Origin of the sequence: Streptomyces sp. C1-1 (assembly GCF_050214755.1) — a bacterium.
Lineage (GTDB): Bacteria > Actinomycetota > Actinomycetes > Streptomycetales > Streptomycetaceae > Streptomyces.
Genome location: NZ_CP189826.1, coordinates 3,879,537 through 3,893,799, shown reverse-complemented (window position 1 = coordinate 3,893,799; position 14,263 = coordinate 3,879,537). Strand labels below are relative to the sequence as shown.

General features: G+C 71.6%; 14 protein-coding genes. 10 read left to right on the top strand and 4 right to left on the bottom strand.

The window, feature by feature from the left end; translation table 11 throughout:
- Positions 1-42: 42 nt before the first annotated feature.
- The gene (locus tag ACQF4J_RS17570) at positions 43-780 is read left to right on the top strand and encodes a ferritin-like fold-containing protein (protein WP_351566562.1); all 738 of its coding nucleotides are present in this window, start codon (positions 43-45) and stop codon (positions 778-780) included.
- Between the two features lie 63 nt (positions 781-843).
- Here ACQF4J_RS17570 and ACQF4J_RS17565 read toward each other — a convergent pair whose 3' ends face one another.
- The 4 genes from ACQF4J_RS17565 to ACQF4J_RS17550 form a co-directional block, all read right to left on the bottom strand.
- The gene (locus ACQF4J_RS17565) at positions 844-1,113 is read right to left on the bottom strand and encodes a hypothetical protein (RefSeq protein WP_351566606.1); all 270 of its coding nucleotides are present in this window, start codon (positions 1,111-1,113) and stop codon (positions 844-846) included.
- A gap of 237 nt (positions 1,114-1,350) precedes the next feature.
- The gene (locus ACQF4J_RS17560; RefSeq protein WP_142142321.1) at positions 1,351-1,578 is read right to left on the bottom strand and encodes a DUF3107 domain-containing protein; all 228 of its coding nucleotides are present in this window, start codon (positions 1,576-1,578) and stop codon (positions 1,351-1,353) included.
- A 201-nt stretch (positions 1,579-1,779) separates the two neighbouring features.
- Positions 1,780-2,424: a TetR/AcrR family transcriptional regulator gene (locus tag ACQF4J_RS17555; RefSeq protein ID WP_058923384.1), complete on the bottom strand. Its 645-nt coding sequence runs from the start codon at positions 2,422-2,424 to the stop codon at positions 1,780-1,782.
- A gap of 205 nt (positions 2,425-2,629) precedes the next feature.
- A complete protein-coding gene (locus ACQF4J_RS17550) occupies positions 2,630-2,854 on the bottom strand; it encodes a hypothetical protein (RefSeq protein WP_351566565.1) in 225 nt (74 codons plus the stop codon).
- A gap of 173 nt (positions 2,855-3,027) precedes the next feature.
- Here ACQF4J_RS17550 and ACQF4J_RS17545 point away from each other — a divergent pair, with 173 nt between their 5' ends.
- The 9 genes from ACQF4J_RS17545 (at position 3,028) to ACQF4J_RS17505 (ending at position 14,256) form a co-directional block, all read left to right on the top strand.
- Positions 3,028-4,110 (top strand): alpha/beta fold hydrolase, encoded by a 1,083-nt coding sequence (locus ACQF4J_RS17545; RefSeq protein ID WP_351566568.1) that lies wholly within the window; start codon positions 3,028-3,030, stop codon positions 4,108-4,110.
- 8 nt (positions 4,111-4,118) lie between these two features.
- A complete protein-coding gene (locus tag ACQF4J_RS17540; protein WP_427166075.1) occupies positions 4,119-5,567 on the top strand; it encodes a DUF3152 domain-containing protein in 1,449 nt (482 codons plus the stop codon).
- A 56-nt stretch (positions 5,568-5,623) separates the two neighbouring features.
- A complete protein-coding gene (locus ACQF4J_RS17535) occupies positions 5,624-5,716 on the top strand; it encodes an Ms4533A family Cys-rich leader peptide (RefSeq protein WP_351566574.1) in 93 nt (30 codons plus the stop codon).
- 153 nt (positions 5,717-5,869) lie between these two features.
- Positions 5,870-7,588 carry an ABC transporter substrate-binding protein gene (locus ACQF4J_RS17530; protein ID WP_427166073.1) on the top strand — a complete coding sequence of 573 codons (1,719 nt, stop codon included), beginning with the start codon at positions 5,870-5,872 and terminating at the stop codon, positions 7,586-7,588.
- A gap of 4 nt (positions 7,589-7,592) precedes the next feature.
- Complete coding sequence (locus ACQF4J_RS17525; protein ID WP_351566579.1) at positions 7,593-8,579, top strand: ABC transporter permease; 987 nt, start codon at positions 7,593-7,595, stop codon at positions 8,577-8,579.
- Positions 8,576-9,565, top strand: a complete 990-nt coding sequence (locus tag ACQF4J_RS17520; RefSeq protein WP_427166070.1) for an ABC transporter permease — start codon at positions 8,576-8,578, stop codon at positions 9,563-9,565. The genes ACQF4J_RS17525 and ACQF4J_RS17520 overlap by 4 nt, the downstream gene beginning before the upstream one ends.
- The gene (locus ACQF4J_RS17515) at positions 9,562-11,154 is read left to right on the top strand and encodes a dipeptide ABC transporter ATP-binding protein (RefSeq protein WP_427166069.1); all 1,593 of its coding nucleotides are present in this window, start codon (positions 9,562-9,564) and stop codon (positions 11,152-11,154) included. The genes ACQF4J_RS17520 and ACQF4J_RS17515 overlap by 4 nt, the downstream gene beginning before the upstream one ends.
- 190 nt (positions 11,155-11,344) lie before the next feature.
- A complete protein-coding gene (locus ACQF4J_RS17510) occupies positions 11,345-12,994 on the top strand; it encodes a DUF3492 domain-containing protein (RefSeq protein ID WP_427166067.1) in 1,650 nt (549 codons plus the stop codon).
- Positions 12,991-14,256, top strand: a complete 1,266-nt coding sequence (locus tag ACQF4J_RS17505) for a hypothetical protein (protein ID WP_427166065.1) — start codon at positions 12,991-12,993, stop codon at positions 14,254-14,256. The genes ACQF4J_RS17510 and ACQF4J_RS17505 overlap by 4 nt, the downstream gene beginning before the upstream one ends.
- Positions 14,257-14,263 lie beyond the last annotated feature (7 nt).

Sequence of the window (14,263 nt, the reverse complement as noted above, 5' to 3'; positions counted from 1 at the left end):
CAGGGCCTTCCGCAGCCCGGCGAGCGGACTATTGTGCGCTTCATGACGACGCCTGACAACACCTCTGACGCACCCGCCGAGCAGACCGGAGTGGCGGCCCAGGACTGGGCCACGGCCTCCGCGGAACCCCAGTACCGGGCCGCCGTCGTGGACCTGCTCGGCGCGCTCGCCTACGGCGAACTCGCGGCGTTCGAGCGGCTCGCGGAGGACGCGAAACTCGCGCCGACGCTGGCCGACAAGGCGGAGCTGGCGAAGATGGCGTCGGCCGAGTTCCACCACTTCGAGCGGCTGCGGAACCGGCTGACCGAGATCGGCGAGGAGCCGACCCAGGCGATGGAGCCGTTCGTCGCCGCCCTGGACGGCTTCCACAAGCAGACGGCCCCGTCGGACTGGCTGGAGGGGCTGGTCAAGGCGTACGTCGGTGACTCGATCGCCAGCGACTTCTACCGGGAGGTCGCGGCCCGGCTCGATTCGGACACCCGGGAGCTGGTCCTGGCCGTCCTCGACGACACGGGACATGCGGGGTTCGCGGTGGAGAAGGTGCGCGCCGCCATCGACGCCGATCCGCGGGTCGGCGGGCGACTCGCCTTGTGGGCCCGGCGGTTGATGGGTGAGGCGCTGTCGCAGTCCCAGCGGGTCGTCGCCGACCGGGACGCGCTGTCCACGATGCTCGTGGGCGGGGTCGCCGACGGGTTCGATCTGGCCGAGGTGGGACGGATGTTCTCGCGGATCACCGAGGCGCACACCAAGCGGATGGCCGCGCTGGGGCTGGCCGCCTAGCGCACGCCCTCACGGGGGAGCTGTTCCGCTACGGGGAGCCGTCGCGGCCGTCGTCGGGAGGATCTATGCCGGTGCCTGGCGCCGGCGGAGTCTTCCCGCGGGGCGCAGCAGCAGGGACAGGGACGCCGCCGAGACGATCGCCGCGCCGACGAGGACGAGCAGGGAGTTGCCGGGGTCGAAGGCGCTGTGCGTGACGAAGGCGCCGAAGAGGGCTCCGGCGACACCGGTCGCCAGGACCAGGGAACGGGCCGGCAGACGCTGGGCGAGGCGGCGGTTCGCCGTCCACGCCAGCACGAGACCGAGCAGAGCGGAGCCGAGTGCTTCGATCAACATCATGGTGTCCCTCCCACACGGCCACACAGCGCGCACGGCGCGTATCACGGTCGTAGCCCGTCATACCCGTGACCTGCGGAATGCAATCCTCCTCTGTGCACGACCTGTGCTCCATCCGTGGAGGGGAAACCCGCTCGCCGTGAAGGGGAGAATCGCTCGCGGCGGCCTCGCGGCACCCTCGCGAAACGCGACAGGGCCCGGCGACTCGACGTCGCCGGGCCCTGTCGTCGCGTGTGACTACAGCGCGCCGAAGCCCACCTTGCGCGGGGCCGGCTCGCCGAGCTCGACGTAGGCGAGGCGCTCGGCCGGGACGAGGACCTTGCGGCCGTGCTCGTCCACGAGGGTCAGCAGCTGCGACTTCCCGGCAAGTGCCTCGGCCACGATCCGCTCGACCTCCTCGGCGCTCTGACCGCTCTCCAGAACGATCTCGCGGGGCGCGTGCTGCACGCCGATCTTGACCTCCACGGCTATGTCCCTCCGACGGTCAGTGAAGTGCGCGACCAATCCGCGCCGTACCCAGCACACATTAGCCCGGTGAGGGGACGTACACGTTCCGCGTGAGAACGCCAGGAGCGAACAGCCCACGGGAACAAACGACCCTCACGCGCGCGTGCGTGCCCTCAGTGACGTGGTGTCCTGTACGGCGCCCACGCGCGCGCGTGGGTGTCAGTGGTTCTGGTCCGTGCCGTGCAGCGGGAAGCCCGCGATGCCGCGCCAGGCCAGCGAGGTCAGCAGCTGCACCGCCTGGTCGCGCGGGACGCTGCGGTCGCTGTGCAGCCAGGAGCGGGCCACGACCTGGGCCAGTCCGCCGAGGCCGGAGGCCAGCAGCATCGACTCCGCGCGCGAGAGACCGGTGTCCTCGGCGATCACGTCGCAGATCGCCTCCGCGCACTCGTTCGTGACCTTGTCGACGCGCTCGCGCACCGCGGGCTCGTTCGTCAGGTCCGACTCGAAGACCAGACGGAACGCTCCGCCGTCGTCCTCGACGTACGCGAAGTAGGCGTCCATGGTCGCCCGTACGCGCTGCTTGTTGTCGGTCGTCGACGCCAGCGCGCTGCGCACCGCCTGGATCAGCGACTCGCAGTGCTGGTCCAGCAGTGCCAGGTACAGGTCGAGCTTGCCCGGGAAGTGCTGGTAGAGCACCGGCTTGCTGACGCCGGCGCGCTCGGCGATGTCGTCCATCGCGGCCGCGTGGTAGCCCTGCGCCACGAAGACTTCCTGGGCGGCGCCCAGCAGCTGGTTCCGTCGGGCTCGGCGCGGCAGGCGCGTGCCCCTCGGGCGCGCCGCCTCTGTCTGCTCGATGGCTGTCACGCCGCCTCCCAAATTCGTCCACATGCGGTGTGCGCCGCGCGGCCATCGTACTTTTCGGTAACCCCTGTGTGCGCGGTGCGAGCGCAGAATTTCACGGACCGGACGGCGACGAAAGCCGGACGGGTGGTTTCGGGGCGGGCCGGAGTGGGCAGGAGCGTGCTCCTTTCCTGCTCGGCGGGGCCCGTGGATGCACTCGTGTCCCGTGTCAGCGGTAGTCGTCCTCGTCGATGGAGACGACGCGGCGCTGCTCGACGACGTCCGCCTCGTTCGCGCGGGCCGGGTCGACGTCGTCGAGCGGTTCGTCCTGGTCCGGAGTGAGGTCCGCCTGCTGCTCGGCGGCGTCGTTCTCCGGCGCCTCGACGTCGAACTCCGATGCCTTGCGGGCCTCTTCGTCGGCGAACGCCTCGGGATCGGTGGGGTCTACGGTCATGATGGGCTCCCTTCCTACGAATGTCCCTGGGAGAAGCAGGGGCTACAGCGGGTGCCCTCTGTACGAGCCTAGGCAACACCCGATGCGGACGCCATGCGATCCGCAGGTCACCTGTTGTCATCTGTGACGGCGAACACATGAGCCCCTGCGTGATCGTCTCGTAACATTGCCGCATGTCCTCGACCGAGCTGCCGTCCGTACCGGCGATCAACGTGCTCCCGAAGGTCGCGCCCGTCAGGGTCGCCGAGGGCGAGCGGCTCAGGTCGGTCGGGTTGCCCGGAATCACGCTGACCATTCGTGCGAGACCGCCCGCGCGCGAGGGGCTGCCGCCCGCGCTCTACGTCCACGGACTCGGCGGTTCCTCGCAGAACTGGTCGGCGTTGATGCAGGAGCTGGAGGGCGTCGTCGACGGCGAGGCCCTCGACCTGCCGGGTTTCGGCGACTCGCCGCCGCCGGACGACGGCGACTACTCGGTCACCGGGCACGCGCGCGCGGTGATCCGTCATCTCGACGCGGCCGGGCGCGGCCCGGTGCACCTCTTCGGCAACTCGCTCGGCGGTGCGGTGACGACGCGCGTGGCGGCCCTGCGGCCCGATCTGGTGCGGACCCTGACGCTGGTGTCGCCGGCCCTGCCGGAGATCCGCGTCCAGCGCAGCGCGGTGCCCACCGGGCTGCTGGCGCTGCCCGGAGTGGCCGCGCTGTTCTACCGGCTCACCCGGGAGTGGACGGCGGAGCAGCGGGTCACCGGGGTCATGGCGCTGTGCTACGGCGACCCCGGGCGGGTGACGCCGGAGGGTTTTCGCCACGCCGTCGAGGAGATGGAGCGCCGCCTCCAACTGCCGTACTTCTGGGACGCGATGACGCGCTCCGCGCGCGGCATCGTCAACGCGTACACCCTGGGCGGCCAGCACGGACTGTGGCGCCAGGCCGAGCGCGTCCTCGCCCCCACCCTGCTCATCTACGGCGGCCGGGACCAGCTCGTCGGCTTCCGCATGGCCCACAGGGCGGCCCGTGCCTTCCGTGACCGCCGTCTGCTGACGATGCCGGACGCGGGGCACGTGGCGATGATGGAGTACCCGGACACCGTGGCCAGGGCCTTCCTCGAACTCCTCGAAGAGACCGGGCAGTTGCCGGAGGGGGTGCCCTCCGGGAGCCGCCACGCCCGGGCGGGATCCGATGGTGCGGCCGTCGACGGACCGGGTTACGGTGCCGTCGACGGTGAGGACGAGACCGCTGCCAAGAGCGCGGGGAGCTGAGGGGCGACGTGGGACGCCACAGCCGCCGCGGGAGTGCTCCCGCAGCGAAGGGCGAGGCCGAGGGTGAGCGTGCCGGCCGCGGGAACCGGGCCGCGCAGGAGCCGCCGGGCGCACGGGAGCGCGGGCCGGCGCAGCGGGCGGACGGCGCGCCGGCACGGCGGGTTCCCCGCCCCTCCGACGGCACACCCGCCGGGGGCGTGCCCGGGTTCGCCGACGGCACACCGGCCCGCGGGGTTCCGAGGTTCGGCGGCGGGACGCCGGCCCAGGGCGTGCCCCAGGTCCGGGGTGGACACCCCCAGCAGCGCGAACCAGGCGGCGCGTGGGGCGAGTTGAGGGGGCAGGGCGCAAACGGACGCGGACCCTCCACCGGGAACGGACCTTCCGCCGGACGTGGTCCCTCCGCCGGTTACGGACCTTCCGCCGGGCCCGGTCTCGCCATACCGCGGCAGCGCCAGGAGCCCCGGTTCGGGCCACGGCAGGACTACCTCGACGCCTTCGACGAGGACGAGGACGACGACGTCTTCGCGCGCCGTTCCGGCGTCTCCGCGCACGCCGCCGACCCGTACCCCTCCGTCGCCGACCGGGCCCCCAACACCGGCCTGGCCGCCCCCTCCGACACCGACGGCGACCTGGACGACGCGCCGCCCACCGGTGTCCCCGCGCAGAACACGGGCTCCAAGGGGCGGACGTTCACCGGCATCGCGGCCGCCGCGGTCACCACCGTGCTGGCCGTCGTCGTCGCCGGCCAGGTCACGCACGGACGCGACGACACCGCCGTGGGAACGCAGTCGGCCACCGACCAGGCGCGGGACGTGCGGTCGACGCCGCCGTCGGCGCCGTCGCCCGGCGTCGCCACGCTGACGTACGAGCAGGCGATGGGCCAGAAGTACGCGCTCGGCGCCACGTTCCGGGGCTCGGGGAAGTTCGACGCGGTCCCCGGTACCGACCGGGCGCCCGGCAAGGGCCGGAAGTACACGTATCGCGTGGACGTGGAGCGCGGACTGGGCCTGGACGGGGCCCTCTTCGCCGAGGCCGTGCAGAAGACGCTCAACGACGACCGCAGTTGGGCCCACGACGGCGCCCGGACCTTCGAGCGTGTCGACAGCGGCAAACCCGACTTCGTCATCACGCTCGCCAGCCCCGGAACCACGGCCACGTGGTGCGCCAAGTCCGGCCTCGACACCACCGAGGACAACGTCTCCTGCGACTCGGCGTCCACCGAGCGAGTGATGATCAACGCGTACAGATGGGCCCAGGGGTCGAAGACGTACGGCGACCGGATCCACGCGTACCGGCAGATGCTGATCAACCACGAGGTCGGCCACCGGCTCGGCCACGGCCACGTCACCTGCAGCAAGAACGGCCAGCTCGCACCCGTGATGCAGCAGCAGACCAAGTTCCTCGACCACGACGGGATCCACTGCCTGCCCAACCCCTGGCCGTATCCCGGGAGTTGACAAGCGCCTCAGAGGTCACGTTGACATGCGCAGAAAGTTCGTACATATTTCTGGGCATGTCGACCCCCCACGCCGCCGCACGCGCAGCCTTCGAGCTGGCGCTCATCGGCGTGACCCCGCTCTGCGTGGCCGACATCCACTGTCGCTGACGTCCGCCTTCAGGCGTTCGCGTCGCGACCCTTCACCTTTCGCGTGACGTCTTCCGTCACGGCTCTCGACGACCCGACGCCCAGGCAGACGTGTGTGCATCTTCGTCTCACTCCTCGTCACTCTGTCTCATCATTCGAGAGGTCGTCCATCCGATGCGTCATCCGTCCGACATAGCGCGCCGTGCGGCCGCGGCATCCGTAGGCCTGGTTCTGGCAGCGGGCGCCGCCGCCTGCGGGCCGCAGGACAACGATGCCAAGGGCTCCGCCGGCGACTCCGCGCCGCACAAGGGCGGCACCCTCACGGTCCTGAACTCCGAGCCCCAGACGGACTTCGACCCCGCGCGGCTGTACACCTCCGGCGGCGGAAACGTCCCCTCCCTGGTCTTCCGCACCCTGACCACCCGCAACCGCGAGGCCGGCGCGGCCGGCGCCAAGGTCGTCCCCGACCTCGCCACCGACACCGGACGCCCCAGCGAGGGCGCCACCGTGTGGACGTACACCCTGAAGAAGGGCCTGAAGTACGAGGACGGGACCGCGATCACGTCCGCCGACATCAAGTACGGCATCGAGCGCTCCTTCGCGCCCGAACTGTCCGGCGGCGCCCCCTACTTGCGTGACTGGCTGGTCGGCGCGGCGGACTACCAGGGGCCGTACAAGGACAAGAAGGGTCTGTCGGCGATCGAGACGCCGGACAGCCGCACCATCGTCTTCCACCTGAACAAGCCCGAGGGCGAGTTCCCGTACCTGGCCACGCAGACGCAGTTCACCCCCGTACCGAAGGCCAAGGACACCGGCACCAAGTACGAGGAGCACCCGGTCTCGTCCGGCCCCTACAAGGTCGTCGAGAACGACAACGACGGTGAGCACCTGGTGCTCGAGCGCAACACGTACTGGTCGGCGGCGACCGACGACGAACGCAAGGCCTACCCGGACAAGGTCGACGTCCGGTCCGGACTGGACTCGTCCGTGATCAACCAGCGGCTGTCCGCGTCCCAGGGGGCGGACGCGACCGCCGTCACCACGGACACCAACCTCGGTCCCGCCGAACTCGCCAAGGTGACCGGCGACAAGGAACTCGCCGCCCGCGTCGGCACCGGCCACTTCGGCTACACGAACTACATAGCGTTCAACCCGACGGTCAAGCCGTTCGACAACGCCAAGGTGCGACAGGCGATCTCGTACGCCATCGACCGCTCGTCGGTGATCAACGCGGCCGGCGGCAGCGCCCTCGCCGAGGCCGCCACCACCTTCCTGCCGAATCAGAAGTCGTTCGGCTACACGCCCTACGACCTGTTCCCGGCGGGTCGGACGGGCAACGCCGCCAAGGCCAAGGAGCTGCTGGCGCAGGCCGGTTACAAGAACGGGCTCACCGTGACGCTCACGCACTCCACCAGCAAGGACTTCGAGACCAGCCCGGAGATCGCGACCGCCGTCCAGGACGCGCTCAAGAAGGCGGGCATCACCGTCAAGCTGCAGGGCCTGCAGGACAACGACTACCGGGACAAGGTCCACAGCGTGAAGACCGAGCCCGGGTTCTTCCTCGCCCACTGGGGTGCCGACTGGCCCTCCGGCGGCCCCTTCCTCGCCCCGATCTTCGACGGCCGGCAGATAGTCAAGGACGGAGCGAACTTCAACACGGGCCTGCTCAACGACAAGTCGGTCAATGCCGAGATTGACGCGATCAACAAGTTGACCGATCTTGACGCTGCCGCCAAGCGGTGGGGTGCACTGGACAAGAAGATCGGTGCGCAGGCGCTGACCGTCCCGCTGTTCCACCCCGTCTACAAGCGGCTGGTCGGCAAGGACATCCGCAACGTCGTGATCAGCGACTGGACCGGTGTGCTGGACATCTCACAGGTCGCGGTGAAGTAGCACCGTGAGCGAGGCACTTGTCGCCGTCGAGGTCCCCGGGGCGTTCGTCCCGGGGACCTCGGGGGCCCGTCAGTTCTGGCGGCGGCTGCGAGCGCAGCGCGCCGCCCTCGTCGCGGCGTCCGTCGTCGCGCTGCTGGTCCTGATCGCGGTCGCCGCACCACTGCTCACCGCGATCGAGGGTCAGGACCCGACGACGTACCACCCGTCCCTCGTCGACTCCGCGCGCGGAGGCGTACCGATCGGCTCCTTCGGCGGCGTGAGCGGGGAGCACTGGCTGGGTGTGGAGCCGCAGACCGGGCGTGACCTGTTCGCGCGGCTGGTGTACGGCGCCCGGGTGTCGCTGGGTGTCGCCCTGGGGGCCACCGCGGTGCAGGTCTTCCTCGGTGTCGTCGTGGGGATCGCCGCGGCGCTCGGCAACCGATGGGTTGATCAACTGTTGAGCCGCACCAGCGACATCATCGTGGCCATGCCCCTGATGATCATGGCGCTGGCCCTGCTGGCCGTCGTGCCCGGCAGCTTCCCCAGGCCCGTACTGGTCGCGCTCATCATCGGGTTCGTCGCCTGGGGCACCATCGCCAAGATCACCCGCGCGGCGACGCTCACCCTGAAGGAACTCGACTACGTCGCCGCCGCCCGGCTCAGCGGCTGGTCGACCCTGAGGATCGCCCGCCGCGAGCTGCTCCCCGGTCTGGCCGCACCCGTGATCACGTACGCCGCGCTCATGGTGCCCGTCAACATCGGTATCGAGGCCTCCCTGGCCTTCCTCGGGGTCGGCGTGAAGCCTCCCACCCCGTCCTGGGGACAGATGCTCACGTCGGCGAACGTCTGGTACCAGGCCGCCCCGCAGTACCTGCTGCTGCCCGCGGGCGCGCTGTTCGTGACCGTCCTCGCCCTCACCGTCCTCGGAGACGGCGTACGCACCGCCCTGGACCCACGCACGGCCTCGCGGCTGCGCGTCGGCACCGGCCGCAAGGGGGAGGCGAAGGCATGACCGGCTTCACCGGATTCGCCCTGCGCCGTGCCGCGGGCGCGATCGTCACCCTGCTCGCCATCTCGGTGATCGTCTACGTGGTCTTCTACGCCACCCCCGGCAACGTCGCCCAGATCACCTGCGGCCCGCGCTGCTCGCCCGAACAGGTCCACCAGGTCGCCCGGCAACTCAGGCTCGACGACCCGCTGTACCTGCGCTACTGGCACTTCCTGCAGGGCATCGTCGCCGGCCGGGACTACTCGACCGGCACGTCCGTGGAGCACTGCCCGGCGCCCTGCCTCGGACTGTCGTACCACAGCGACCAGCAGGTCACGCAGATCATCCTGGGCAAGCTCCCCGTCAGCCTCTCGCTGGTGCTCGGCGCGATGGTCCTCTGGCTGCTGCTGGGCGTCGGCACCGGCGTGCTCTCCGCATGGCGACGCGGCCGGCCGACCGAACGGGCCCTGACCGGTGTGACCCTCGCGGGCGTCGCCACACCGTCCTTCGTCATCGGCCTCGTCCTGATGATCGTGGTCTGCGGGCAGCTGGAACTGCTTCCCTTCCCGGAGTACGTCCCCCTCTCCGACGATCCCGAGCAGTGGATGTGGAACCTGCTGCTGCCCTGGCTGACCCTCGCCCTCGGCGAGGCGGCCTACTTCGCCCGGCTGACCCGGGCGTCGATGCTGGAGACGCTCGCGGAGGACCACATCCGCACCTTCCGGGCCTACGGCGTGGGCGAGCGGTCGATCGTCGGCCGCCACGCCCTGCGCGGCGCCCTCGCGCCGATCATCGCGCTGAACGCCAACGACGTCGGCGCGGCGGTGGGCGGCGCCGTCCTCACCGAGACCCTCTTCGGCCTTCCCGGCATCGGCCAGGAACTCGTCCACGCCGTCGATCTGCCGGTCGTCGTCGGCATGGTCCTGGTCATCGGCTTCTTCGTGGTCCTCGCCAACGCCGTCGCGGACGTCCTGTACGCGGTGGCCGACCGACGGGTGGTACTGACGTGAGTCTCGTCCGAGTCACAGACCTGACCGTCGAGTTCGGCGCCCTCAAGGCCGTCGACGGCCTCTCCTTCGAGCTGGCGCCGGGTGCCGCGCTGGCCCTTGTCGGCGAGTCCGGCTCCGGCAAGTCCACCGTCGCCTCGGCCCTCCTGGGCCTGCACCGCGGCACCGGCGCCCGGATCGGCGGCTCCATCGAGGTGGCCGGCACCGACGTACAGCGGGCGTCCGACGACGAACTGCGGCGGTTGCGCGGCGGGAAGGCCGCTATGGTCTTCCAGGACCCGCTGTCCTCCCTCGACCCGTACTACGCCATCGGCGACCAGATCGCCGAGGTGTTGCGCGTGCACACGCGCGTGTCACGACGAGCGGCACGCGCGCGTGCGGTCGAGGTGCTCGACAGGGTCGGCATCCCGGACGCTCGACGGCGGGCACGCTCACGCCCCCACGAGTTCAGCGGCGGCATGCGGCAGCGCGCGCTCATCGCCATGGCCCTCGCCTGCGAGCCCGACCTGCTGATCGCCGACGAGCCGACCACCGCCCTCGACGTGACCGTCCAGGCCCAGATCCTGGACCTGTTGCACACCCTGCGCGAGGAGACGGGCCTGGGGCTGCTGCTCGTCACCCACGACGTCGGCGTGGCGGCCGAGAGCGTCGACGAGGTGCTGGTGATGCGACACGGGCGCGTGGTGGAACACGGCCCGGTCGGCGCCGTACTGAGGTCGCCCACCCAGGCGTACACACGCGACCTGCTGGACGCCGTACCGCGCGTGGACGCGCCGCACGCCCCCTCGCAGGCCTCCGACGAGATCGTCCTGGAGGCGACGGGGCTCAGGCGCGAGTTCGGGCGCGGCAGGCGGGCGTTCGCGGCCGTCGACGACGTGTCCCTGCGCGTCCACCGGGGCGAGACCCTCGGCATCGTCGGCGAGAGCGGCAGCGGCAAGACGACACTCGGTCGGATGCTCGTGGGACTGCTCGAACCGACGGCCGGACAGGTCCGTCACGACGGCCACGCGCGCGTGGGCGTGAACCCGGCCGTCCAGATGGTCTTCCAGGACCCCGTCTCCTCCCTCAACCCGCGGCGCAGCGTGGGCGAGTCGATCGCCGACCCGTTGCGCGCGCGGGGAGAGCGGGACGAGAAGCGGATCAGGGGGCGCGTGACGGAACTGCTGGAGCGCGTGGGGCTCGAAGGGGCGCACTACGACCGCTATCCGCACGAGTTCAGCGGTGGCCAGCGCCAGCGCGTGGGCATCGCGCGGGCGCTCGCGGCCGACCCGCGCGTCATCGTCTGCGACGAGCCGGTCTCGGCCCTCGACGTGACGACCCAGGCCCAGGTCGTGGAGCTGCTCGGCGAACTCCAGCGTGAACTCGGCCTGGCGCTCGTCTTCGTCGCCCACGACCTCGCCGTCGTGCGCCGGGTCAGCGACCGGGTCGCGGTGATGCGCCAGGGCCGTATCGTCGAGTCCGGGCCCGCCGACGAGGTGTACGACAGCCCGCGCGACCCGTACACCAGGCAGCTCCTGGCCGCCGTACCGGCACTCGACCCGGAGGTGGCGGCGCGGCGCAGGACCGCCCGCTGCGAGCCGACCGCTGCCTGACAGAACGTGACTGCCTGATCTCGTAGCGCGATCGAACGCAACTCGCACGGGAAAGTTACGACCGTTCACCCCTTTTGGTGGCGCGATGGACAACCGTCCATCGCGCCACCGCCTTGTCCGCATACGTTCTTCCCGCTGCGAGCCGCCGGGTCAACGGCGGCTCCTCCAACGGGAGATCGGGGGTGCGCACGTGCGCATCGGACTGCTTACGGAGGGTGGCTATCCGTATGTGAGCGGTGACGCCTGGTGCGATCGGCTCGTGCGCGGGCTCGGGCAGCACGAGTTCGACGTCTACGCGCTCAGCCGCAGCCGCAGCCAGGAGGACGAGGGCTGGGTCACGCTGCCGGCACAGGTCCGCCGGGTGCGCACCGCCCCGCTGTGGGCGGCCGAGGACGACGGCGTCGTGTACGGGCGGCGCGCACGCCGGCGATTCGCCGAGCACTACGGCGAACTGGCGGCCGTCCTGTGCGCGTCCGGTTCCCCGGAGGTCGCGTCGACCCTTGAGGCGGACCGTTTCGGCAGCGCGCTGTACGGACTCGCCGAACTCGCCCTCGACGAAGGGGGCGGCCTGGGGGGCGCACTTCGCTCCGAGAACGCCGTGCGCGCCTTGGAGCGCGCCTGTCACGCGCCCGGCGCCCAACGGACGGCACGCGAGGCGCGCGTACCCGACCTGCTCTCCGTCGCCGCGCATCTCGAACGCGTCCTGCGCCCCCTCTCGCTCGACTGGTACCAGGACGACGCCCTCGGCGCGGTCGACCTGTGCCACGCCACGTCCGGAGGCCCGGCGGCCCTGCCCGGACTGCTCGCCCGCCACTTCTTCGGCGTACCCCTGCTGCTGACCGAGTACGGCGTGCGGCTGCGCACGCACTACCTCGCCGCCACGGACGCCCCGCCCGCCGTACGCTCCCTGCTCGCCGCCTTCCACTGCAGGCTCGCCGCCGAGACCTACGACCGGGCCGCGATCGTGACGCCCGGCAACGCGCACGCCCGCCGCTGGCAGGAGCGCTGCGGCGCCGACCGCGCCAAGCTCCGCACGGTCCACCCGGGCATGGACGCCTCGCCCTTCGCCGAGGTCGGCGAGTCCACGGACTGCGCCGACCCCGACACCCTGGTCTGGGTCGGCCGCGTGGAACCGACCAAGGACCTGGTGTCGCTGCTGCACGCCTTCGCCGAGATCCGCAAGGAAGAACCCAAGACCCGCTTGCGGATCATCGGCGCTCCGGCCGGCCCCGAGGGTGAGACCTACCTCGGCCATTGCCGCGCCCTCGCCGCACAGCTCTTCCCCGACGAGGCCGAGGGCCCGCACACCGTCGGCGACAACCCCGTCTCCTTCGCCGAGATCGGCGGCCCGGAACTGCCGACCCTCGCCGACGCCTACGCCTCAGGGGGCGTGACGGTTCTCTCCAGCGTCGTGGAGGGATTCCCGATCAGCCTGGTCGAGGCCATGTTCTGCGGCCGCGCGACCGTCTCCACGGACGTCGGCGCGGTCGTGGAGGTCATCGGCGGAACCGGACTCGTCGTACCGCCCCGCAATCCGCGGGCGCTCGCCGAGGCCTGCGTGGCGCTGGTGCGCGACCCCGCGCGCCGCGAGCGCCTGGGCGCGGCCGCACGCGCGCGTGCACTCGAACTGTTCACCGTCGAGCAGAACACCACGGCATTTCACGGCATTTACCTGGAGATCGTCGCGCGCACCCCGGTGCGCCGGGTCGTCGTGGACGAGACCGGAGAGCCCCGGCCCTTCGCGGTCCCCGCCGAGGCCCACGTACCGGGTCGCTGGACCGGCGCCCGCGTCGTGCCCCGCAGTGTCCCCGCCTGGGCGAGCCCGGAGGGTGCGCGATGAGCGAGCTGGGAGGACTGGACCGCCCGGGCACGCCCCACAGCCCCGGCGCATGGGACGAGCGATCACAGGACTGGCTGACGGACGACCCGGCCGCACGCACGGACGCCGAACCCACCCCACCCACACGCGCCGACGCAAAACAGCCCACCCCCCGCCGCACCCCAGCCGACCCCGTGAAGGCCCTGATGCACCGTCACCGCGAGCTCTGCGCGCGGGCGGTGGACCCCCTGGAGATCGCGGCCGGTCTGGAAGCCCACGGCATCACCGACCGCACCGCGGCAAGCTTCCGCCACCGTGACGTCTTCGGGCTGGCAGAGGAGATGTTCGCCCGAGCCACCCAGGACGAGGACCGGTCCGAGCACCCAGACCCCACCGACGCCCCCCGCGTACGCGCCGACTGGGCACTGCTCACCCTCCTCCCCGGCCTCCTGGCCACGGCGACCGTCACGGCCCTGCGCCTCACCAACGGACAAGCACGCCCGGCGATCGCCGCCATCGGCGCCCTAGCCGTAGCCCTGGCCCTGCGAGCGGCCCTCTCCCGAGGCCCCCTGGCCACCCCACCCCACACCACAGCGCGCACCCCTGGCACCGCCTTCTGGACCTACTGCCTCCTGACCTACGCCCTCCTGGGCGACGGCCTCCTACAAACAGCGCTCACCGGCGGCCCCGACACCCTGCCCACCACCACCGCCACCACCGCGACCGCCGAAGGCACCTGGCCCCTGACCACGACCCCCCTCCTGGCCCTCGCCTGGTCCTGCGCCCCCGCGGCCTGGACGACCCACCTCCTGGCCGCCCACGCCCACCGCAAACTGACCACCAGCCGAGCCCTGGAGGACTTCTCCACAGCCGTACGCCCCCTCCTCCTCACCACCCTCACGCTCTACCTGCTCGCCCTGACGACCCTCCTGGCCCTGACCGGCGCAGCCCTGGGCGAGCCCGCCCCCTTCGCACGGACGCTCCCCCTGGGCGCCCTCCTGCTCCTGGCCCGGCTCCTCAGGACCCACGGCTTCACCCACGCCCCCGCCACCGTCCTCATGGCGACGGCCGCCACCCAAGCCACGGCCATGGCCACGGTCTTCGCAGCCCGCCTCCCCGGGTGCGCCGTCCTCGCCACCCCGGTGCAGACCCTGGCCGACACCTGGGGCCCGGCAAGCGTCCCGACCCTCACCTGCACCACCGCTGCGCTGATCCTCCTGATCCACGCGAGCCGCACCCTCACCAGAGCCTCGGCCCACACCCCACCGGAGCACCGATGCTGAGGCGGAG